Below are 22,001 nucleotides of genomic sequence, written 5' to 3'. Positions count from 1 at the left end.
ATAAGTTACTCATTTTCGTAGATATATTCATGTTGTCCACTCCATACGCGCAAAAACTACCAAAATGTCCACGGCTGGTACAAGCGATTATTATTTTATTGCGATATAGATATCAACTTGTGCTTCAAGCGGGTTAGCACATCTTTCATCATATACTTCGAAATCACCTGTATAGGCTCTTGTAAAATCAGATTGCTCAAACCACGCCCAGATTTGCTGCCATGTTTTGATAACAATTTGTGCGACAGGTCCTTTTTCGGTTGTGAAGACCACATATTTGGCAGCAGGCACTGCTTTCGCAACGAGTTCCTCAGGCAATGATGCATCAGCACTTCCTTGCATCCCGATTGTCATACTGTATTCACCATTCACCCCATCAAGGTAGTCAGAATAAAGGCCATATGTAACCGTGCCCGATGGATTTGGAATTTGCTCAAATATTTTTTGCTGATAAAACTTCTCCCACATTTGCGGGATTTTTGCGTCCTGAGTCATTTCATTGGCATTCGATGTTCTAGTCGTCATGCCAATAATGGTAAATGCCTCTTTTTCCATTACGACTGGTTCATTCATCTTACTGCTGCCACTCCATCTTTTTAATGTCGGCAAGAAGTTAGTCAGAATCGTCCGGGCTTCCTCTTCACTTTTTCCATCCTCTTTCATAAAAGGAACACAAAGATCAATCATATCCTCCACCGTCATGTTTGGCTGTTTGAATTCGCCCTCTTCATAACAGTAGACGCAGTATTCCTCGCTTCTACTTCCATTCTTCTCCGACCCAAATTGCGTTTCCTCAATCATCGGCATTCCACAGCTTTGACAAAAAACAGCATTCATATGATTCACACCTTTCAATTGTTTGTACTCACTATATCAAGGGAAACCTGACAGCTGTTTGTCATATTTACATATAGTTTTCCAAAATTTCTTTGGCGCGTTTTGCTACTATTTCCCTTATATGAATGGGTTCCAGTACCTTCACCTTATTGCCGAAGCTAAGAATAAACCCGTATAGCCACTCATCCTCAGGGACGTCAACTTTTATAATTGAAGCTCCGTCTGCAATCGCTTCGATGCCGAACATTTCCTCCATCATCAGCCGATGCTCAGGCTGAAATGCCAGCTTTAGTGCAACCGTATTTTGGGGAGCATTCCATTCTTGGTCCCACGGGCGCTCGGACAAATCTATTTCTCTGCGGACAAACTTATCTTCAGAGCCCTTAATCTCTTTCATCCTTGCAATTTTAAATAGCCGGAAAGCCTCTCTTAATTGACAAAAGCCGTAGACATACCACGATCTCCCTTTTTCAACAAGAGTATGGGGTTCAATCTTACGAACGGATTGTTTTCCACCAGCGTTTCCGTATGTAAAAGTAATACAGGCTGAAGATTCTATTGCCTGTTTGATCATTGTCATTTTTTCCTTCAAAAATGGAGTCGTCCCCCAAGGACTATAATCGATAAAGAGATAATCCGATGTGTTCTTGACCGCTCCTTCAGCAATCCCCGTAATTTTTTCAAGGACAGCTTCCGCATGCGGATCCTGATAAGAGGTAAGCACGCTTTTTAAAGCAATCGAAATAGAGGCTAATTCCCCTTCTGTCAGCACCTGCTTATCCATCCGGTATCCCTCTATTAAACTAATTCCTCCATTCACCCCTTGAAAACTCACGACAGGAATCCCCGCCTGACTGAGCGTGTCCACATCCCGATAAATAGTCCTTACCGAAACGCCAAAAAGCTCCGCAAACTCTTGCGCTGTTACCTTTTTTCGGTTTATTAATATCATCGTCATCGTTAAAAGACGGTCTAGTTTCATGGATTTACTTCCTTTTCAGTTAAAATGCTATGAGAGAAAATTCTATATTGATCTTGGAAAATCCTTTTTTTGGTTGGGGATAAGGAGCTTTCATTGTTTGGTACTGGGTTCCTGTGCATGTTACCGCGATTACCCTTTTTTGTGATGATCTCTCTCCTTTGGTTACCGCTCTCCTCTTTTTCAGCCTTCCTTGGGCATTATAGCACTCCTTTGGTTACCGCTTTCCTCTTTTCCAGCCTTCCTCGGGCATCATAGCCCTTCTTTGGTTACCGCTTTCCTCTTTTTCAGCCTTCCTCGGGCATCATAGCACTCCTTTGGTTACCGCTTTCCTCTTTTTCAGCCTTCCTCGGGCATCATAGCACTCCTTTGGTTACCGCTTTCTTCTTTTTTCACCTTCCTTGGGCATCATAGCCTTCCTTTGGTTACCGCTTTCCTTCTTTTTTACCTTTCACAGGCATCATAGCCCTCCTTTGGTTACCGCTTCCATTCTTTTTTACCTTTCTCGGGCATCATTGCTCTTCTTTGGTTACCGCTTCCCTCTTTTTTCATCTCCCTCGGGCATCATTGCTCTTCTTTGGTTACCTCTTTCTTCTTTTTTTACCTTTCTCGGGCATCATTGCTCTTCTTTGGTTACCGCTTTCCTCTTTTTTCATCTTCCTCGGGCATCATTGCACTCCTTTGGTTACCGCTTCCCTCTTTTACATTCTTCCTCGAACATGGTCGACCTCCTCTGATCCCTCCTCTCCCCTTCCCCCGCCTTCCTCGACCATCATCATCCCTCTTCTCTCATTCATTTTCTCACCAACGATTTACCACTTCTATACACCCGTGCTAACCCTCCCAAGAAATGTTATAATTAAGGAATATGCTTTTGTGCCTGGTGTCACTCGATGACACAGGCAATCGGTGAGGAGGTTTATCTATGGCTGCAATACCTGAGCGTTTCCATGAGCCTTTGCAGTTTGCGGCGAATGAATTAATGGAATTGCTGCGTGCAGAAAATCCAGAGCATGAGCGCCTAGTTCAGAAAGGGCTGATGCTGTTTCGACAGGGGCTTGTTTATCAGCTGCGTTTTGATGGAGATGAAATTACTGCGACGGTGCAGGATGTAACGCCAGCGAAAGTTCAGTTAAACCTTAATTTTATCCAATTAAGTACGTGCTCTTGTCCAGCTGATGAATTTTGCCGCCATCAGATGGCTGTCTTTTTCCAGCTTCTTTCCCATGCGAGAAGTGTTAGCACTTGGGTGGAGGAATGGCGGAAGCCGCTGCGGGAAACGAAAGTGGCTAAACAGCTGGGTATTCAGAAAGCAAAGGATCTATTGCAGACGGCTGGACGGCAAAAGCCCAACTACGACAGGTGGATTGCGGCATTTGATGAAAGCTTTCAAACGATTTTGGAAGCGAACGGCGAGCCTAAGCCATATGTGATTACCGAGCTTTACAAGGTATACACCCGAAGAATGAAAGCAAATGCCCCCTATGAGCAGGAATGGAAGCTCCTTTATTTCCTTGTCGGACATGTTTTTTCTTTTAAAAAGCTGATGGGGTTAAGCATGAAATATGGGCATTCTGCGGAAATGATTCATCGCTATTATAAACAGCTTTTCTATGAAATAGCAGATGATGTAGTCGAGGTTATTAACTCCCTTTCTGTTCATTCCTTGCCTTTTGCTTTTGATGAATTTATTGAGAAGCTTAAGGAGGATTCCACCGGGCTGATTACGGCTGATTTCCCGCTTGAATTTGAGCGGATTCATTTGTATCGCACGTTATGGACGAAGTTTTTCAAGAAAAAGGAATGGTGTCAGGAGGAACTTAAGAAGCTAATGGCTATGGAGGAAAAAAGTCATGCGCTGCTTATCGGGGTTATTCATCTTCATTTTCTGCAAAAAGAGGATGAAATCATCCTGGAGCAATTGGCTCTTCCGGATAAATGGATGACGCCCTTTATCACTTATTGGATTGAGCTGCTCTCTGCACAAAAGGACTGGAAACGGGTCGCTCCTTTTATTGAGCTATATATAAAAAAATTAAGGGATTACCTTTCTGGATCCAAGGACTATTATGAAAAAATGAGTTATACAAAGCACACAATCAAGACAATCAAACCATATTGCTCGGAAGCGAATCGGCACGATCTCTATGAAAAATCCTTAATTGAGATGCTGCCATACAGCTATAACGAATATGAGTATCTCCTTTTTGACAATGAGGCATTTGAGCGCTGGACCGATCTACAGGCCTATATGGGCCTTGATATCGAAAGGCTGGCAAGTGATCGGCTCAAAGAACTGGAAAAGCAGCAGCCGCACTTGCTTTTGCCGCTCTACCATCAATCGGTACAAGATCATATTGCACAAAAAGGCAGAGATAATTACCGCCAAGCGGTAAGGAAGATGAAAAAGCTTCGCACCTTGTACAAAAAGTTAAAGCGGCAGGATGACTGGGTGTACTACTTGGAAGCACTGCTTGAAAAAACAAAACGACTCCGCGCCTTTCAAGAAGAATGTAAAAGGGGTAAGCTGATTGATGCTTAAAACTAGACATATAACCATTACCGTACGGAATATCAACACAGATCTTTATTATCTCTCTGCCACAAATGAAGAGGGTGAGTTTCTAGCACCCGATGCTTGGATTCGGCTTCTCTTTCATCATCATGAAGAAAGCTTCTATGGAACGATTTTTGATGAGAAGGAAATAGTTGATGGAAAAGAGCTTCCTATTAACGGCTGGCAGCTTGTCACCTTGTTTGCCCGGGAGCAGTTCAATCAATTGATTGAGTGGGACTGGGATGATATGGCGCAAATTTGCTTAGCTGCAGCTTTGCCGATGTATGAAGCCATCACCGAGAAAGAATGGATTCCTGATTTTGCTTCTTGGGAACATGACGAGTTTCGCTGGCAATTGCCTGATCGGGTGATAAATGAATTTGCCTCCTCCTTCTGGGAGCAAATCATTGAGGAAACACCCGTTAGAGACTTTATCCAGAATTGGTACCACCATTCATTGGATGCCTATCTGGAACGAAAAAGCGATACAAAGGCTTTATTCGGTGAAAAACTAAAGGCTCTTCGCAATGATCAGCTCTCCCCTCGTGATCTTGCTGCCTATTTTGACGAGGAAAGCTGGCAGGAATGGATTGGCCTTAAGGAAAGCGATGTTCCTTTTACCATTGGGCTCAAGTTAGAAGAGCCTGCAGAAATATATGACCAATGGGACCTAAGCATTTTCCTTCGCGGAAAAAAACAGCCTGATTTGCTTGTGGATCGGAATGATTATGCCAACTATCCGCGCGGCTGGAAGAAACATGAGGAAGCGATTGAAAAAGAACTGCAGCGCTGGATCAGCGTATTCCCTTGGCTTGCCGATGAAACAGGAGTTGCCAGCAGGCTAACGGAAGAGGAAGCATGGACCTTTTTAACAGAGGCGAGTGAAACCCTGCTCTCTCTTGGTGTTGAAATCTTATTGCCATCTTGGTGGCAGGCGATGAAAAATGCCAGCCTGAAAGTAAAGGCACGGGTAAAAGGCCAATCGAACCATCGTCCTTCCTTCGTTGGCCTACAAGCCATGCTTGATTATGATTGGCGCATTTCCATGAACGGGATAGACTTATCTGAGGATGAATTCAACAGCATGGTTGAAGAAAAGCGTCGGCTCGTCTATATTCGCGGGCGCTGGATCAAGCTTGATCCCCATTTTGTCCGGCAAATTCAGGATTTAATGAAAAAGGCAGAAAAGGAAGGCCTGCATGTACGCGATTTAATCGAACAGGAACTCCTTCAGGATGAAGCAGCCGAAGCGGATGAACTGGAAAACCCGCAAGCCTTTGCGAAAATTCAAATCGAACTGAATCGTCAATGGAAGCAGATGGTGAAGCAGCTTCGCGATATTAAGGACATTCCACTCGAGGAAGCACCCGCTGATTTCCAAGGCGAACTCCGTCCCTATCAAAAGCTTGGCATGAGCTGGCTCTTCTTTTTACGCAAGTACGGGTTTGGTGCATGTTTGGCAGATGATATGGGTCTTGGGAAAACGATTCAGCTGATCAGTTATCTTTTAAAGGTAAAAGAAACGGAAAAGGACAACGGTCCAGCACTGATTATTTGCCCGACTTCGGTATTAGGCAACTGGCAGAAGGAATTTGAACATTTTGCGCCAAATTTAAATGTTTACCTTCATTATGGCGGAAATCGCCTAAAAGAAGAGTCATTTTGCGAAAAGGCAATGGCAGCAGATGTCGTTCTCACTTCCTATGGGCTGACCCATCTAGACGTGGAGGATTTCGAACGCATTGAATGGAGCACGATTAGCATCGATGAAGCACAGAACATCAAGAACGCCCAGACAAAGCAATCAAGAGCTGTTCGCAAGCTAAAAGGCAAACACCATATTGCCCTGACCGGCACACCGATGGAAAATCGCCTGTCTGAGCTTTGGTCCATCTTCGACTTTACAAACCACGGCTACCTTGGCAGCCTTGGCCAGTTCCAGAAGCGCTTCGTTCTGCCAATTGAAAAGGACGATGATGTGGAGAAGGTGCAGCAGCTTCAGGCCTTCATTCGCCCCTTCCTGCTTCGCCGGACGAAAAAGGATGAAGAGGTTGCGCTTAATCTGCCAGATAAGCTTGAGCAGAAGGAATATTGTCCATTAACCCCTGAGCAAGCCTCCTTGTATGAGCAGCTTGTGAAGGATACCTTTGATCGAATCGAGCAGCTATCCGCCTTTGAGCGCAGAGGGCTTGTTCTGCAAATGCTGAGCCGTTTGAAGCAGCTTTGCAACCACCCTGCCCTCTACTTAAAAGAGGAAAGACCCGCGAACATGATCTCACGCTCAGCGAAGCTTGAGAAGCTGAGTGAACTGTTGGATTCTGTCCTTGAACAAGGAGAAAGCTGTCTCATTTTTACGCAGTATATTGAGATGGGCAACATTATCCGCCGAATGGTGAAGAAGAAATTCGGAGTAGATGTTCCGTTTTTGAATGGCAGTGTGCAGAAAAACGAACGCGATCGGATGATTGCCCAGTTCCAGGAGCACCAATTTCCGATCTTCCTTTTATCATTGAAGGCAGGCGGCACGGGTCTTAATTTAACTGCAGCTAACCATGTCATCCACTATGACCGCTGGTGGAATCCTGCCGTTGAAAATCAAGCAACAGATCGGGCTTACCGCATCGGGCAAAAGCGCTTCGTTCATGTGCACAAGATGATCTGCACAGGTACACTCGAGGAAAAAATTGATGCCATGCTTGAGAAAAAACAATCCTTGAACGATCAAATCATCCAAAGTGAAAGCTGGATTACCGAGCTTTCCACAGATGAACTGCGAGATCTTGTTTATTTATCATAAAGTTTGAGCCACTAAACATTGTTTTAGTGGCTCTTTTAATGGCGGTAGGAAATTAGGAGTGTTGGTTACCGTGAAAGTGAAAATCTCGGCTTTTCGGTCACTAATGTGGGGTTTTCATTACCATGAAGGAGTAAATTTCGGCTTTGCGGTCACCAATGTGGGCTTTTCGTTACCGGGAAAGAGTATATCTCGACTTCGCGGTCACCAATGTGGGCTTTTCGTTACCGTGAAAGAGTATATCTCGACTTCGCGGTCACCAATAAAGGATTTTCGTTACCATGAAAGTGAAAATTTCGGCTTTGCGGTAACTAATAAAGGATTTTCGTTACCATGAAAGTAAAAATCTCGGCTTTGCGGTCACCAATACGGGGTTTTCGTTACCGTGAAGCTAAAAAAATTAGAGTAGCGGTAACCAATCTTTGATGCTCAACGAAAGAAAAAAATCAACAAAGACGGTCCCCCACCTCACCTCCCTATTAAATGAAAAAATCCGGCACATTTGTGCCGGGAAGGAATGAGGAAATACGAGGATTTGAATTGAATTTTTATATAGAGGGCAATGGGAATAGAGTATTACGGTGAAAATATTTGAGAAGTTTAGTTTAGTTAGTAAATGCAGCATGAATCTCCTTAATGGGTTCTGATTTGTCATCCTGTAAAACCGATTCGCGCACAATCTCTTCCAGCTGTTCGACGCGGTTAGTTAAATCAATGACTCTTTTATTTGATTTTCCAAGCATTTTAATAAGTGCTTCCACTAAGCATTCGATTTCCTTTTCCAAAGACGCTACCCCTCCCTCACTGCTGGCGCATACGTTTCATCCGGCTTCTTTTGATCAAGAAACTTGACACTGTCTGCCCACACTTCAGTTACGTAGACGCGTTTTCCTGCTTGATTATCATAATGCCTTGTCTGAATTCTGCCGGTAATTCCAATTAGCGAGCCTTTCCGGCAGTATCTTGAGGTGTTCTCTGCCACTTTTCTCCAGAGTGTGCATTGCACGAAATCTGCATCAATTTCTCCTAGCTGATTTCGATACTGACGATTAACAGCAAGGGTCACATTTGTTACGGGGGTTCCTTCCGCTGTCCTTTTTAGCTCAGGATCCTTTGTTAGCCTGCCAACGAGCGTTACTTGATTTATCATCTGCCTATTCTCCTTTCTATAAAGTTAGCCCTATCATAACCATTTTGCTATAAACTCGTAAAAGCCCGAAAATACAATTTTGACTGGGATAAAAATACAGAAACACCCCTTTTAGGTATATATACCCATATTCTAGCATTTATTATCAGTTATAACCTTATTTCGAGTATTTCTGCATATATTTTTCGACATGGATGCGGTTTCCGTTTCCCACTTCAGCTATGTTATAATTTGGGTATGAGTTCGTTGAGGTGTCCGTATAAACGAGTCTGAAACAGGAGGAAGAGGATGAAAACATTTAAACTGATCTCGCTGCAGATAGTCGAGGATGACCAATTGGTAGATATTGAGCTTGATGATGGGTTAATCATTAGTCAAGAAAATGATCAAAGCACCTGGCTGATTGAGGCATATATCAACATTTCATATGATGACTATTTTCAGAAGCTTGCCAAACAGGATGAGGATTTGATCGTTCAAGTCGTTATTACGAAAAAAGAAAACAGCCCAGCTGCCTTTCAAACGAAAATTGTTACAATCAAACACATCGAGGATCATATAAGCATTCTTCTAAAAGGACAATTAAAGAAAACAAATTATGATTATGCAGAAATTGTTTTGAAGAAATTAATTGCCCAAGGTCTTTCAGGGGAACAGCTTTTAAATGAATTTAATCAAATGATGCATAGCAAGCCAAAATTGACACTTTCTAAAGAGAAATAAATTATATATAAAAAGGACAGGTATCCCCTGTCCCTTTTTATTATCTGTCTTTGTTATCCTTATCATTTCGATCTAAATTATCTTCAATTACATCTTCGCCAGCATCATTATTATCTTGCATGATGTCCCCATCATTATCTGTGTTAACGTCGTTATTATCATTGTTTAAGCCATTGTCATTATTTAAATCTGTATCCGTACCGTTCCCATTATTCACACCATTGTTGTCATTGACTCCTGGCTCATTGATATTGTTGTCCTCTGGAGGCGGCTCTTGGTCATTGTTCGCGCAACCAGTTAGCAGCATTGCCGTAAGCAGGGACCCTCCAATAATGCTTAATAACTTTTTATTCATGAGAAAAACTCCTTCCTTACATGTTTTTTGGTGACCTCTTTTATAGTGGTCTTCTGTTAATGTTCCCAAAATACGCAGCAACTTGCATAAAAAAATAAAGCCAAGCCCTTGATGGGCTGGCTTTATATCATGGTATATTCTGGTTTTCCCTTAGGCTCAATTATTTCAAAGCAAACGTAATTTCCGCTTCACAGACAAGTTCTCCATCAACCGTAGCGACAGCCTTGCCTTTCCCAACCGGCCCTTTTACACGAATGATTTCGACTTCTAAGCGCAGCTGATCACCAGGCACAACTTGTCTTTTAAATCGGCATTTATCAATCCCGCCAAAGAAGGCAAGACGGCCGCGATTTTCCTCTTTAATTAGCATTGCAACAGCACCAACCTGTGCTAACGCTTCAACAATAAGGACACCTGGCATAACAGGATACTCTGGAAAGTGCCCATTGAAAAACTCCTCATTTGCTGTCACATTTTTGATTCCAATCGCCTTCTGGCCTTCCTCTACCTCAAGAATTTTATCAATTAGCAAAAATGGGTAACGATGGGGAATGATTTCTTTAATTTGCGTTATATCCAACATATTAGTACCTCCTACTAGTAATAGGTTATATCTTATGTTCATTTTACTAAAAAAAACCGCATATGTATAGACTGGAGGGCCTTCGCTGGGATGATTCACATAAAAAAAGAGAGGCATAGCGCCTCCCATCTAGCTTTCCGTTATTCTTTTTCAATTAAATCAACAATATGCGTCCATGTTGATTTCTTAAAAATATCCTTTGCTTCCCCATTCCCAATCACACCGTATCCAACGGCTGCACCAGCAATGAGACTTAGGAAAATTAAAGCCGCAACAATGATAATCCGCAGCCAGATCGGTAGGATGCGCACCCGAATACGGCGTCTGCGCACTTTTGCCGGTTGGGGGTTATTCTCTTTTTTAAACTGCTCACGCGTTTTCGCTGCTTCTTGATTATTGTTGTTTATCGACATTGTACTTTCCCCTTTAACGAATTCCGTTCACTAATCCCATCATTTGATCTGCAATTGAAACAGATCTAGACTGGAACTGATAGGCGCGCTGGAGGTTAATTAGATCGGTCATTTCTTTAGACATGTCTACATTTGACTGCTCCAGTGCACGTTGCTGAATTGAGACTTGATTACGCATCGGACCGTTCAGCTCAGTCAAGATTTCATTCACAGGTACATTTAATTCAGCCATATTTTCTGGCAGACCTAGAAGATTACCGCCTTTTTGCTCAAGGAATTGCGGTTTATTCACTTGAACGACACCAAGGTTGAATTCACTCGTCCCGCCATTTTCCATTTTTGCAATTAAACGCCCATTTGTCGTTATTTCGTAATCATTTACTCGTCCATTGATCGTAATCGGATTATTATTTTCATCCAAAACCGGATAGCCATTCCCCGTTACAACCATGGTTTCCGTATCCGACAGCGGCGACAGGTAGAAAGCACCGTCACGCGTATAGCGAATCGCCGAACCGTTTTCACTTTGCTCGAGCACACGGAAATATTGGCCTTCCTTTGTAAATGCCGCATCAAGGGCACGGCCGGTATCTTTGATGCTTCCTTGTGACATGACGATTTTTGATTGAGCAAGCTTTGCCCCAACCCCTTGTCGGATCCCATTTGGCGTCAAACGGTTTCCTTCAGCATTGGCATTATGCTGATTATTAAATTGCTGAAACAAAAGATCGGTAAAGCTTGCCTCTCTGCGCTTATAGCCAGTTGTATCAATGTTTGCCATATTATTGCTGACAATATCCATCTGCTTTTGCAATTGAGAAAGCGTATTCGTCGCTGTAATCATTGTTCTATTCATTGCACGTCCTCCTTTCCCTTAGATTCTGCCGACTTCATTTGCGGCTTTTTCCATGCTTTTATCATATGCCTGCAAGACCTTTTGATTGGCTTCAAATGCACGATAAGCGGTCATCATATCTGTCATTGTTCTGCTGACATCCACATTAGAGCGCTCGATAAAACCCTGCTGCAGCTTAAATTGTGCGTTAGGTTCATTATAAGCATTTGCTAATGCATTTCCATCCTCTGTTTGATACAGCCCGTCTCCGAGCTTGATAAGACGGTTTGCATCTGCTGAAAATCCAATGCCTAGTCTAGCTGTAACGCCGCCCTCACCAGTTAATACTCCATTTTCATTGACTGTAAACTGATCACTTGTTAGCTGGATCGGGTTTCCAGCATCATTTAGTACGCGCAATCCGCTTGCAGTCGTTAGAAAACCTTGGCTATCAACGGTAAAGTTTCCATTTCTTGTGTACTGCGTTTCCCCATTGGGACCTGTCACTGAAAAGAACACAGAGCCATTCTCAGGCATAGAAACATCCAAAAGCGCCATATCTGTTCCAAGTCCTGTTTCCCTTAAATCCCCCTGTTTAAATGCCGGAATCGCCTCCTGCATGTAGACACCTGTGCTAAGAGAACCAATTTGTTTATTAAAAGGGAGATTAAGCCCCTTTTGAGTTGGAATATGAGCACCTTGATCATCCATCCGCTGCAATAGCATTTCAGGAAACGCTCTTAATGATGATTGATCTTCTTTAAAGCCCGGTGTATTAGCATTTGCCATATTATTCGTTAACATTTCCGTTCTTCTTTGCTGCGCAAGCATCCCAGAAGCAACTGTATAAAACCCTCTGAACATGAATGTTCACCTCATTATATTTATCGACTAATTATGTATATTAATCGCCTATTCACAAATCTTTTTTTAGACACTACCTCTATTATAAAAAAAAACCAGAAAATATACATTATATTTTTGCAGGAAAAAGTATGAAATAGAAGATTTATGCAGAAATGCTTAGAAGTAATTCATATTTTTTGCTAGAAAGCTCCCGTTTCCTTCATCGAAAATAGCCTGCCTTAAAAGGCAGGCTATTTCTATATTATCCGAGCTTTCTTCGAGGAAGCTTATCAATGTTATCAAGCATGATACCGGTTCCAATAGCTACACAATCCATTGGGTTCTCAGCAATTAAAACAGGAACCTTTAATTCTTCAGCAAGCAGTGTATCGATGCCATGAAGCAATGCACCGCCTCCTGTTAAGATCACACCGCGGTCAATGATATCTGCTGAAAGTTCAGGTGGTGTGCGTTCTAGGACGCTTTTTGCCGCCTGGACGATAACAGCAACTGACTCTCTTAGTGCAAGTTCAATTTCTTCTGAACGTACAGTAATCGTTCTTGGAAGACCTGAAACCATGTCGCGTCCGCGAATTTCCATTTCTTCGCTTCGTGAACCCGGGAATACTGTTCCAATATTTATTTTAATATTTTCAGCTGTTCTTTCCCCGATTAGAAGCTTGTACTCACGCTTAATATATTGAAGGATTTCACTATCAAAGGTATCGCCAGCCATTTTTATGGATGAAGAAGTAACAATGTCTCCCATTGATAATACAGCTACATCTGTTGTTCCGCCGCCAATGTCAACAACCATATTCCCGCTTGGCTGGAAAATATCCATGCCAGCACCGATTGCTGCTACTTTCGGTTCTTCTTCTAAATAGATTTTTTTGCCGCCGCTTTTTTCAGCAGCTTCTTTGATTGCCTTTTGCTCCACACTCGTAATGTTTGTTGGACAGCAAATTAAAATGCGTGGCTTTGATAGAAAGCCCTTCACATTTAATTTATTAATAAAATGCTTTAACATCGCTTCTGTCACATCAAAGTCTGCAATTACGCCGTCTTTTAATGGACGAATGGCTGCAATATTTCCAGGTGTACGCCCGACCATACGGCGTGCCTCTTCACCAACAGCTAGAACTTTATTATTGTTTCTGTCGATTGCTACAACAGATGGCTCATTCAATACAATGCCACGGCCCTTTACGTGAATAAGCACGTTAGCCGTTCCTAAGTCAATACCAATATCCCTCGCAAACATTCCTACTCTTTCCTCCTTGCACTTTTTGGCCTTCCTCGTCCGCCCTGGCTCATAAGAAAAGCGCAAGGCGTCTGCTTTTTAAAGAAAACCAGCCAAGCACAATCTCTTATGTTTAAGCTATTTTAAGCGAACTTCGCTATTAATTATTACTGCTTCATAGATGCTCATTTGATTATACGAACCAAGTTCTATCCTAATTTTATATTCTACCACACTCATAGTGATTTAAATAATGATTTGTCAAAAATTGTTGGGATTTTTGCAGGTTTTTGTCGGAAGAAGACTCAGCGGATGAATGGATGACTCCATTTATCTGCATCTCTGCAATAATAAAAGCAATTAGCCCACTGCCAATTGCCCTTATCACTGCTATTTTTTTTATGATGATTATATTCATATCTATTACTTGATGGGCTCCTCTTCCAGCTCCTCCTTTTTATACTTCATTTTTGTTGCTTCTCCCCCTCGTAAGTGGCGGATTGATTTATGGTAATCTAGGATTTCTTTAACCTCGACGGCTAATTCGGGATTGATTTCAGGAAGTCTTTCTGTTAGATCTTTATGGACTGTACTTTTGGATACGCCAAACTCCTTCGCGATGACGCGAACCGTTTTTCTCGTCTCCACGATATACTTTCCAATCTTGATAGTTCTCTCTTTGATGTAATCGTGCACACCACTCGCCCTCCCTAAATTGGATGTGAGAAGTGTGAAATGAGACCCGCTTTTCGCCTTGACTGCTACACCATTCCGCACGTTTTCATTCTTATAAATTCAATTCTTCTTTTCCCTCCATGCGGCAGAAAGCAAACACTTTCTGAACTTGCTATGAATAAACATGTCCCGAGCACATACATTATTAATTCGCAAACGAATCCTCACCTCAGACACTCTCTTTGTAAGGTTAGTAACAGTCTATTAGCTTGGTTGCTTATATATGCATCAAAAACATAATAGGGACAAGGTATTCGGATAATTTTTTGAAAATTTGATTAATAAATTGAAATTTCTTTCTTTTTTATACCAGAAAGCCTTTGACGAAAAATAATTATTTCCCAAGAAATTTGTCGGAAAAGGTCAGACCTATTTTATTTGACTTTTCATAAAAAAAATGCTGTCCAATTTAAATATTTCGTATTATGATTAGTTCAAGAAAATTATAGCGATTTTTGTCGAATGATTGGATCATTGGTTAAGCTACATATTTTACCTATGCATAAACGACTAAAAGTTCAATATACGGTATGTATCCGCTAAGGATTTCTAATAAATTACTTTCATCAAGTGAAGGAGAATGCAGGAATGAAATGGTCCATCCGCAAAAAAATCGTTATCATCTTTGGTGCCTTTTTAGTATTAATTGGTGTGATTTGTGCCTCATCATTTGTCACATCATCAAGATTGAACGAAAATGCAAAGGTTATAAATAAAGAGGTTATTCCCGGAATTAGACAAGTTGGCGATATCAACTTTACAACAGAACGCTATTTGTCAACCGCTCAAAAATACTTATTATCGAGTGACCCAGAATATCTCGATAAATTTTCAAAGCAAATGGATGACACTAAAGCTAGCATTGATCAAATGTTCGATGAATACGAAAAACAGAGTTTGAAAAGCGAAGATGCCAAGGCAATCGGCCAAAGTCTTCGAAAAAAATGGGAAACATTCTTAGATGCAACTGCCAAAGCAAAAGAGCTTAAAATCCAAAACCAAACTGAAAATGCCGTATTACAATTTTATGATGCACAAGTCTTGTACGATGCTATGGATAAAGATATAGATCAGCTGATCTTAATGCATGAAAAACAAGCATCAGACATTGAAGATGAAGGCATTCAATTATACAACTCTAACACTATTACCATGTTAATATTAGTGATAATATCTATACTTTTTGTTATTACAATGGTTATATTCATTCTTCGCCTCATCCAAAAGCCAATCGTAAAACTAGCAGAGAAATTCACACTAATGGCAACAGGTGATCTAACTGTTGGAGAGTTAAAGATTAAGAATCGTGATGAAATCGGTGAAATGGCCGGAAGCTTCAATCAAATGCTGGACAAATTAATTAAAATTGTTCATAACATTGACTCAAATGTTGTACTTGTCGCTTCGACGTCAGAAGAATTAGCTGCCAGTGCAGAAGAAACATCGAACTCGCTACAACAGGTAACAGAAGCGATTATGGACATCTCCGAGGGTTCAACTGTTCAATTAGAAAGCACAATCACGAGCCGCAAAGTAATCGAGGAAATAGGCAAAGGAATGAATCAGGCTTCTGAGTCTGTTGCTAATGTGTCCAACCTTGCAGTTGAAACAACGGAAGCAACACATGAAGGAACATCAATCATGGATAACACAATGGATAAGATGATTGATATTCAGCGTTCTTCAGCATCAACTGCGCAAATCGTTAACTCCCTTGAACAAAAATCAAAGGAAATTGAACGAATTGTCACCTTGATTACAGCGATTACGAATCAAACAAACTTGTTAGCATTAAACGCAGCCATTGAAGCAGCACGTGCTGGAGAACATGGAAAAGGGTTTGCCGTCGTGGCTGATGAGGTTCGCAAGCTAGCAGAGCAGTCTAATGGAGCAGCGGGTGAAATCAGCAGCTTGATTGGTGTCATTCGTCAGGAAGTTATGGAGGCAAATCAAGCGATGGAGGAGTCCCTTCAAAATGTGGAAAGCGGCATTGAAATGGCTAAGACTACCCAATCTAGCTTCCAGGAAATTGCCCGAATGGTTAGCGAGGTTTCTGCTCAAACGGAAGAAATTTCTGCTGTAATCGAGCAGGTCAATGCAAGCACACAAAATATGCAGCAAACGATGGATGAGGTCGCCCATTTATCAACCGAGGCTTCAGAACGGTCCCAAAACGTTGCCGCTGCAGCAGAAGAACAAAATGCGACCATGGAGGAAATTTCATCCTCTACGACAGTACTTAGTCAAATGGCCGATGAGCTTAGAATGATCGTCCACCAATTTAAACTATAAAACAAAAAGACCCGCCAGTTGGCGGGTTTTTCTTATGCATCTGCAGATTCTTTTTTATCCTGTTTCGTATCATCTTCTGTTTTGTCTTTTTCGCCTGCATCCTTTTCTTCATCACCAGCATTTTCTTCTGATGATTTATCTTCCTCAAGCGACTTGTCATCTTCTAATGATTGATCATCCTCAAGTGACTTTCCATCTTCTGTTGATGACTCGTCTGAAGCCTTGTCCTCTTCTGCCTTTTCTTCATCAGTTGCTTTCGCCTTGTCTGATGAAGCGTCCTCTTGTAGAGAGCTTAATGGCTTTTGGAAGTAATTATGCGGATTTACAGGAACACCATCTTTGCGAATTTCAAAGTGTACATGAACACCTGATTCTTCATCAAACATGCTTTCTCCTGCTTTTGCAAGAACTTGTCCTTGTTTAACTTGATCGCCAACCTCAACATTCATCTCTGTAACAGACTGATATTGTGTTACAATTCCATTGTCATGTTCAATTTCAATGACATTTCCCAATAGTACATCTTCAGCTACTTTCGTTACGGTACCGCTAAGTGCTGCAATGACATCAAATGTTTCGCCGCTCTCAATCCCAATATCTACACCAGTATTTTGATGGTAACTGTTATTGTAGAATACGAGAGCTGCTTCTTGTTCTTCTGCCTTGCCATTCATATCATAGAAATGTCTTTGAATGACTGGCGAATCTGCCTCTTTTACAGGCATAATGAAGTTTTCCATTTGACGGTTTACTTCAACTGCTGGTTCATTGATATTTTTCCCTGGAACATCAGTCGCATTATAATCAAAGTCATCTTGATTCTTCGCGCTATTGCTGTTCTGGTACCAAAGGACCGCACTTAGAATGATTGCTGCACTTGCAATGTAGATAGCTGGGAATGCCCAACGCTTTTTGAAAAAGCGCTTAAAGCTGGAATTTTGAGAAGATCGTTTCTTTTCTTCCTCTCTCATTATCATCACCTCAGCAATCATTCTGAACAGAATAGAAGAAATATATACACGCGGAGAAAAAAATTTTTTTAGATTATTTTTTGATAAGCGTGAGGAAATTATTCATGAAAGATAAATTATTTTTAAAAGGAGTTTTTTTACATGTGGAAATGGATTTTCAGGGTTCTTCCTATCTTATATATGGGGATTATTTGGACGCTCTCAAGCTTCCCGGCTAATGCAGTAGTTGAGCTTCCCGATCTGTCAATTGACAGATTTATTAAGGAATCCATGCATTTAATCGAATTTGCCATCCTTTATTTATTTTTCGTCTTTGCGATGCATACAACAAAGATTCCTTTTTCCAAAAGGATTAATCTCGTTTGTGCTGTCATTGCCTGCCTGTATGGGGTCACAGACGAGATTCATCAATCATTTGTACCTGCACGATCTGCAACATTGATAGATGTTGTTAAAGATGTAACCGGTGTAGCGATTTGCTGGTATTTCATTGACCGCGCTTCCTTTCATAACCGGTTTTCAAAGATTGCATCATTCCTTCGCTTTCTGAAAAAAGCTTAATAAGAGAGTTATCGCTATTACTATGCGATAACTCTCTTTTGCATGGGGAGCATTTTACTTTTTTGCCAGAACCTTTGTCAGGATATTGTCGGATGCGGTTACTTCTACCCCTTGATAATAATGAGCAATGATGTCTTTATAACTCTTGCCCTCCGCAGCCATCCCATTCGCTCCGTATTGGCTCATTCCGACTCCATGGCCATTCCCCTTAGTGTTAATAATAATTTTGTCTCCTTTGCGCTCCCAGGTGAAGTCTGTAGACTTTAAACCAAGCGTATCTCGTATATCCTTCCCCTTTAAGACTTTGCCATTGATTTCTACCTCGCCTACGCGTTTGCCGGCAGTTCTTTCTGTTACGTTTCCGATTGTGCTGTTATTTGGCAGCTTAACACCAAGCTTTTGCTCGAATTCCGAGACAGTAAATACCTTTTGGCCAACGAATTTAGGGGAATCAAGATCCCATGGACTTTCTACACTTTTTAAATAAGGAAGCGGCATTAGCCATACTTCTTCCGGGTTTTCTGTATAACCATTACTAGTTGAAAAGAAACTCGCATCGATCGGTGAGCCATTATAGGTGATGATTTGTCCGCTCGTTTCGTTTACCGCTTCTCTAATTTTCTTTATCGCCCAGCTATAATCATCTTTGAAAATCCTTCTTAACTCCGCATCATCCTTATATACTTGGTGCTGAATGGTATCGGTTACTAGCGCTCCACCTGGTAGCTCCGTTTTACTTTCTTTCAGCATTTGATTAACAATATATGTTCTGGCAGCCAATGCCTGTGCCTTTAACGCTTCTTTCTCAAACTCTCTCGGCATCTCAGATGCAACGACACCTACAATATATTCTTCAAGAGGAAGTGTGACTGTTTGCTTCTTCTGCATTTGGAAAACAGCTACTTCGACTGCTGGACCAGAAGACGTGACCTTTGTTTCCGCCGGGCTTTCCCCCTTTTTTAGCTGCTCCCCAAGTTTTCCGGTTACTTGATCCTCTGTGAAAGGAAGCACGACCAAGGATGGAATCATAAGTGTGATGACAAACAATAATGCGCCTAGTACGATGAAAAGTTTGAATTTTGGTGTGTTCATGATTTAAGCCTCCATACGAATGTAATCTTAAGACTCCCAATGAGTCCCGTCTCCATTCATTCTTATGGGATTGGACAAGCGATTATGACTAAATTTTTGAAGGATCTGAGGCAGGAATAATAAGGGGATCGGGAAATGCTAGATAACTTTTGGGAAATGCGAGATAAATTTCAGGAAATGCTCGATATTCTTTCTAATATGCTAGATATTTGTTATTTCGGACCTAATACGTTCGAATTACACGATATATCTCGGAAGATGCTTGATAACTTTTGGGAAATGCGAGATAAATTCCAGGAAATACTTGATAAGCCTTCTAATCTTCTTGATATTTTTTTATTTCGGGGACTGATACATTCGAATTGCTCGATATATCTCGGCAGATGCTTGATAACTTTCGGGAAATGCTTGATAAATTTCTGGAAATACTTGATATGCCTTCTAATCTTCTTGATATTTATTATTTCGGACTTGATACGTTTGAATTGCTCGATATATCTCGAAAAATGCTCGATTACTTCCAGGAAATGCTCAATATTCCTTCTTAGATGCTAGATATTTTCTATTTGGGTACTAATCCGTTCGAATTACTCGATATATCTCGGCAGATGCTTGATAACTTCCGGGATATGCTTGATAAATTTCAGGAAATACTCGATAAATTTCAGGAAATACCCGATATACCTCCAATTATGCTAGATTTATTTTCCAAAAAACATCTGCATGACTTCATACAAATAAAAAACGCATGACTCAACTAGTCAGAAGTCTGACAGGTGAATCATGCGTTTTTATTAAAAATTAGGCATTCATATCAGTAATGTATGCTTGTTCTTTTACACTAGTTTCTTCTTGTTCAGAAATACGTTCAATATCTGCACCTAGTCCAGCAAGCTTCTGATGGAAGTTAACATAGCCGCGATCTAAATGCTTTAATTCAGTCACACGAGTCACCCCGTCAGCTACTAATCCAGTTAGAATTAATGCAGCTGCAGCACGAAGATCTGTTGCCGCTACTTCAGCTCCCTGAAGATTAGACGGACCATTCATAATCACTGAGCGACCTTCTATTTTAATATCAGCATTCATGCGGCGGAATTCTTCGACATGCATGAAACGATTTTCAAACACTGTTTCTGTAATGACACTTGTGCCTTTTGCATGAAGCAATAACGCCATCATTTGAGATTGCATATCTGTTGGAAATCCTGGGTGTGGCATTGTTTTAATATCAACAGCTTTTAATTTATCTGGTCCTAAAACACGGATACCTTCTGCTTCTTCGATAAAAATAACGCCCATTTCTTCCATCTTTGCAATTAATGAAGTCGAATGTTCTGGAACTGCTCCTTGTACAAGTACATCTCCTCCTGTTATTGCAGCTGCAACCATAAAGGTTCCTGCTTCAATACGGTCAGGAATGATATTGTGATCTGCGCCGAATAATACATCGACACCTTCAATACGAATTGTGCCTGTTCCAGCACCTCTTACTTTTGCACCCATTTTATTAAGGAAGTTTGCCAGGTCAACAATTTCCGGTTCCTTGGCAACGTTTTCCAAAATGGTTGTTCCTTTTGCAAGGGTAGCAGCCATCATAATATTTTCAGTAGCCCCTACGCTTGGGAAATCAAGATATATTTTCGCTCCGTGCAGGCGTCCACCAGCAGCCTCTGCTTCAATAAAGCCGTTGCCAACCTTTACAGTTGCACCCATTGCTTCAAAGCCCTTTAAATGCTGATCAATCGGGCGAGAACCAATTGCACATCCTCCTGGCAAAGCTACTCGTGCACGGCCATTACGTGCTAATAATGAGCCCATAACTAAAACGGAAGCACGCATTTTGCGTACATATTCAAAAGGCGCTTCAACACTTAACTCTCGGGATGCATTTACAGTAACGGTGTTATCTTTAAACGCAACTTCAGCGTTTAAATAGCGTAATACTTCATTGATCGTATATACATCGGAGAGTGTTGGTACATCACGAATTACGCTTTTCCCATCACTTGCTAATAGTGTTGCGGCGATAACCGGTAAGACAGCATTCTTTGCTCCTTCTACTTTGACAGTACCGCTTAGCCTATTGCCGCCGCGGACGATGATTTTTTCCAAAGTGTATTCCCCTCCGCGTCCATTTTCTCTATATTAATATTCAATCGTTATAATAGGTGTGCCAACTACAATGGTAGTCTTTCCGCCCATTCCTTGATTTCGTATTCCTAGTTGTACATTCATTTCCTTTTCGCCAGCTTCAACAGATTCTGAAAACATTGTCGAATAGGCCGAGCTAGAAATAAAGGCATCTTCCTTTAATGCCTCGACTTCCTTTGCTTTAAAAACAGCTAATAAGTGCTTCATTTCCAATGGCAAAGTCTTATCTATTTTATCATTGAATTCGCCTTTGATACAAGAGAAAGTTGTGGCATTTCCTCGAAATATGTCAGTTATTCTGTCAGCTATTCTTTTTGGTAAATTTTCCTCAATCTTTTGATTCCATCCTTGTCCTTTCACCTCATAAATCACATACGTTTGATATTGGTCTTTTATGGGGGTAGATAGAATTTTTATTGTTTCTGTTTTACTTTCATGTTTTAAGACAGCAACAGCTTCAGAATGACCTTCGCTTGATTGGACCGACCATTCCCAGTTTGGAAATTGCCTCTGAAGCTCATCTTTATATTCCTTTATTTCCGCCTCATCAAGCATTTCCATTTTTTCTCTTGCATGTAAAGACCATTCACTGATTAAAATATTCTCGTCCTGTAAAACGGACGCTATTTTTAATAAGTCAAGCTCCCCATCAGCTACTGTCGTTTTATTCCCAAGATTTACTAACATAAAACCTATAAGTACGACTATTGCAAAAATCTTTTTTGTTTTTTTCAATTGTAACTCCTCCCCTTACTACAATTGTTACCAAGGAGAAGAGGAGCATACGCAGGAAAAGTCGTCACTTTTTGACAAAAGCGATTCAGGTAAACTGGGAAGGATTATTCATTCCATACCAGTCACACATTTCCCATTATTTTTGT

At 41.2% G+C, this 22,001-nt stretch carries 20 protein-coding genes; 5 read left to right on the top strand and 15 right to left on the bottom strand.

What is annotated here, in order from left to right; genetic code table 11:
- Positions 1-90: 90 nt before the first annotated feature.
- Positions 91-837 (bottom strand): effector binding domain-containing protein, encoded by a 747-nt coding sequence (locus ASU02_RS01570; RefSeq protein WP_057760256.1) that lies wholly within the window; start codon positions 835-837, stop codon positions 91-93.
- A 67-nt stretch (positions 838-904) separates the two neighbouring features.
- Positions 905-1,819, bottom strand: coding sequence for a helix-turn-helix transcriptional regulator (locus ASU02_RS01565; protein ID WP_057760254.1), 915 nt, complete (start codon positions 1,817-1,819; stop codon positions 905-907).
- A gap of 922 nt (positions 1,820-2,741) precedes the next feature.
- Between ASU02_RS01565 and ASU02_RS01560 the strand changes: the two genes are divergently transcribed.
- Together ASU02_RS01560 and ASU02_RS01555 are read left to right on the top strand one after the other, a co-directional pair.
- Positions 2,742-4,358: an SWIM zinc finger family protein gene (locus ASU02_RS01560; protein ID WP_057760252.1), complete on the top strand. Its 1,617-nt coding sequence runs from the start codon at positions 2,742-2,744 to the stop codon at positions 4,356-4,358.
- Positions 4,351-7,170, top strand: a complete 2,820-nt coding sequence (locus tag ASU02_RS01555; protein ID WP_057760457.1) for a DEAD/DEAH box helicase — start codon at positions 4,351-4,353, stop codon at positions 7,168-7,170. Before ASU02_RS01560 ends, ASU02_RS01555 begins: the two co-directional genes overlap by 8 nt.
- A gap of 602 nt (positions 7,171-7,772) precedes the next feature.
- On the opposite strand, the gene ASU02_RS01545 is transcribed toward ASU02_RS01555, so the two are convergent.
- Together ASU02_RS01545 and ssb are read right to left on the bottom strand one after the other, a co-directional pair.
- Entirely contained in the window at positions 7,773-7,952 is a 180-nt protein-coding gene (locus tag ASU02_RS01545; RefSeq protein WP_057760248.1) for a hypothetical protein, read from the bottom strand.
- Positions 7,953-7,957: 5 nt separating this feature from the next.
- Positions 7,958-8,317 carry a single-stranded DNA-binding protein gene (ssb, locus tag ASU02_RS01540; protein WP_057760246.1) on the bottom strand — a complete coding sequence of 120 codons (360 nt, stop codon included), beginning with the start codon at positions 8,315-8,317 and terminating at the stop codon, positions 7,958-7,960.
- Positions 8,318-8,605: 288 nt separating this feature from the next.
- Between ssb and ASU02_RS01535 the strand changes: the two genes are divergently transcribed.
- Positions 8,606-9,040: a YwpF family protein gene (locus tag ASU02_RS01535; RefSeq protein WP_057760244.1), complete on the top strand. Its 435-nt coding sequence runs from the start codon at positions 8,606-8,608 to the stop codon at positions 9,038-9,040.
- 40 nt (positions 9,041-9,080) lie between these two features.
- On the opposite strand, the gene ASU02_RS01530 is transcribed toward ASU02_RS01535, so the two are convergent.
- The 7 genes from ASU02_RS01530 to spoIIID form a co-directional block, all read right to left on the bottom strand.
- Positions 9,081-9,395 carry a hypothetical protein gene (locus ASU02_RS01530; protein ID WP_057760242.1) on the bottom strand — a complete coding sequence of 105 codons (315 nt, stop codon included), beginning with the start codon at positions 9,393-9,395 and terminating at the stop codon, positions 9,081-9,083.
- A 160-nt stretch (positions 9,396-9,555) separates the two neighbouring features.
- Positions 9,556-9,978, bottom strand: coding sequence for a 3-hydroxyacyl-ACP dehydratase FabZ (gene fabZ, locus ASU02_RS01525; RefSeq protein ID WP_057760239.1), 423 nt, complete (start codon positions 9,976-9,978; stop codon positions 9,556-9,558).
- A gap of 140 nt (positions 9,979-10,118) precedes the next feature.
- The gene (locus ASU02_RS01520) at positions 10,119-10,391 is read right to left on the bottom strand and encodes a DNA-directed RNA polymerase subunit beta (protein ID WP_057760237.1); all 273 of its coding nucleotides are present in this window, start codon (positions 10,389-10,391) and stop codon (positions 10,119-10,121) included.
- A 13-nt stretch (positions 10,392-10,404) separates the two neighbouring features.
- The gene (locus ASU02_RS01515) at positions 10,405-11,247 is read right to left on the bottom strand and encodes a flagellar hook-basal body protein (protein WP_057760235.1); all 843 of its coding nucleotides are present in this window, start codon (positions 11,245-11,247) and stop codon (positions 10,405-10,407) included.
- A gap of 18 nt (positions 11,248-11,265) precedes the next feature.
- Positions 11,266-12,090: a flagellar hook-basal body protein gene (locus tag ASU02_RS01510; RefSeq protein ID WP_057760233.1), complete on the bottom strand. Its 825-nt coding sequence runs from the start codon at positions 12,088-12,090 to the stop codon at positions 11,266-11,268.
- Positions 12,091-12,334: 244 nt separating this feature from the next.
- Positions 12,335-13,336, bottom strand: coding sequence for a rod shape-determining protein (mreB, locus tag ASU02_RS01505; protein WP_053478575.1), 1,002 nt, complete (start codon positions 13,334-13,336; stop codon positions 12,335-12,337).
- A 402-nt stretch (positions 13,337-13,738) separates the two neighbouring features.
- The gene (gene spoIIID / locus ASU02_RS01495) at positions 13,739-14,011 is read right to left on the bottom strand and encodes a sporulation transcriptional regulator SpoIIID (protein WP_057760455.1); all 273 of its coding nucleotides are present in this window, start codon (positions 14,009-14,011) and stop codon (positions 13,739-13,741) included.
- A 627-nt stretch (positions 14,012-14,638) separates the two neighbouring features.
- Between spoIIID and ASU02_RS01490 the strand changes: the two genes are divergently transcribed.
- A complete protein-coding gene (locus ASU02_RS01490) occupies positions 14,639-16,342 on the top strand; it encodes a methyl-accepting chemotaxis protein (RefSeq protein ID WP_057760228.1) in 1,704 nt (567 codons plus the stop codon).
- A gap of 32 nt (positions 16,343-16,374) precedes the next feature.
- Here the strand turns inward: ASU02_RS01490 and ASU02_RS01485 are convergent, their stop codons facing one another.
- Positions 16,375-17,313 carry a M23 family metallopeptidase gene (locus tag ASU02_RS01485; RefSeq protein ID WP_057760226.1) on the bottom strand — a complete coding sequence of 313 codons (939 nt, stop codon included), beginning with the start codon at positions 17,311-17,313 and terminating at the stop codon, positions 16,375-16,377.
- A gap of 141 nt (positions 17,314-17,454) precedes the next feature.
- Here ASU02_RS01485 and ASU02_RS01480 point away from each other — a divergent pair, with 141 nt between their 5' ends.
- On the top strand, positions 17,455-17,874 hold the full coding sequence (locus ASU02_RS01480) for a VanZ family protein (protein ID WP_057760224.1): 420 nt from the start codon (positions 17,455-17,457) through the stop codon (positions 17,872-17,874).
- Between the two features lie 54 nt (positions 17,875-17,928).
- Here ASU02_RS01480 and spoIID read toward each other — a convergent pair whose 3' ends face one another.
- From spoIID to ASU02_RS01455, 3 genes are all read right to left on the bottom strand, one after another.
- The gene (gene spoIID / locus ASU02_RS01475; protein ID WP_057760222.1) at positions 17,929-18,966 is read right to left on the bottom strand and encodes a stage II sporulation protein D; all 1,038 of its coding nucleotides are present in this window, start codon (positions 18,964-18,966) and stop codon (positions 17,929-17,931) included.
- A gap of 801 nt (positions 18,967-19,767) precedes the next feature.
- Positions 19,768-21,081: a UDP-N-acetylglucosamine 1-carboxyvinyltransferase gene (murA, locus tag ASU02_RS01460; RefSeq protein ID WP_057760216.1), complete on the bottom strand. Its 1,314-nt coding sequence runs from the start codon at positions 21,079-21,081 to the stop codon at positions 19,768-19,770.
- 33 nt (positions 21,082-21,114) lie between these two features.
- Positions 21,115-21,855: a YwmB family TATA-box binding protein gene (locus ASU02_RS01455; RefSeq protein ID WP_232426112.1), complete on the bottom strand. Its 741-nt coding sequence runs from the start codon at positions 21,853-21,855 to the stop codon at positions 21,115-21,117.
- Positions 21,856-22,001: the final 146 nt, after the last annotated feature.

The sequence above is a fragment of the Cytobacillus praedii genome, assembly GCF_001439605.1.
Lineage (GTDB): Bacteria > Bacillota > Bacilli > Bacillales > Cytobacillaceae > Cytobacillus > Cytobacillus praedii.
Note: the sequence above shows the minus strand (reverse complement) of the source record. Positions and strands in the feature narration are given on the sequence as shown.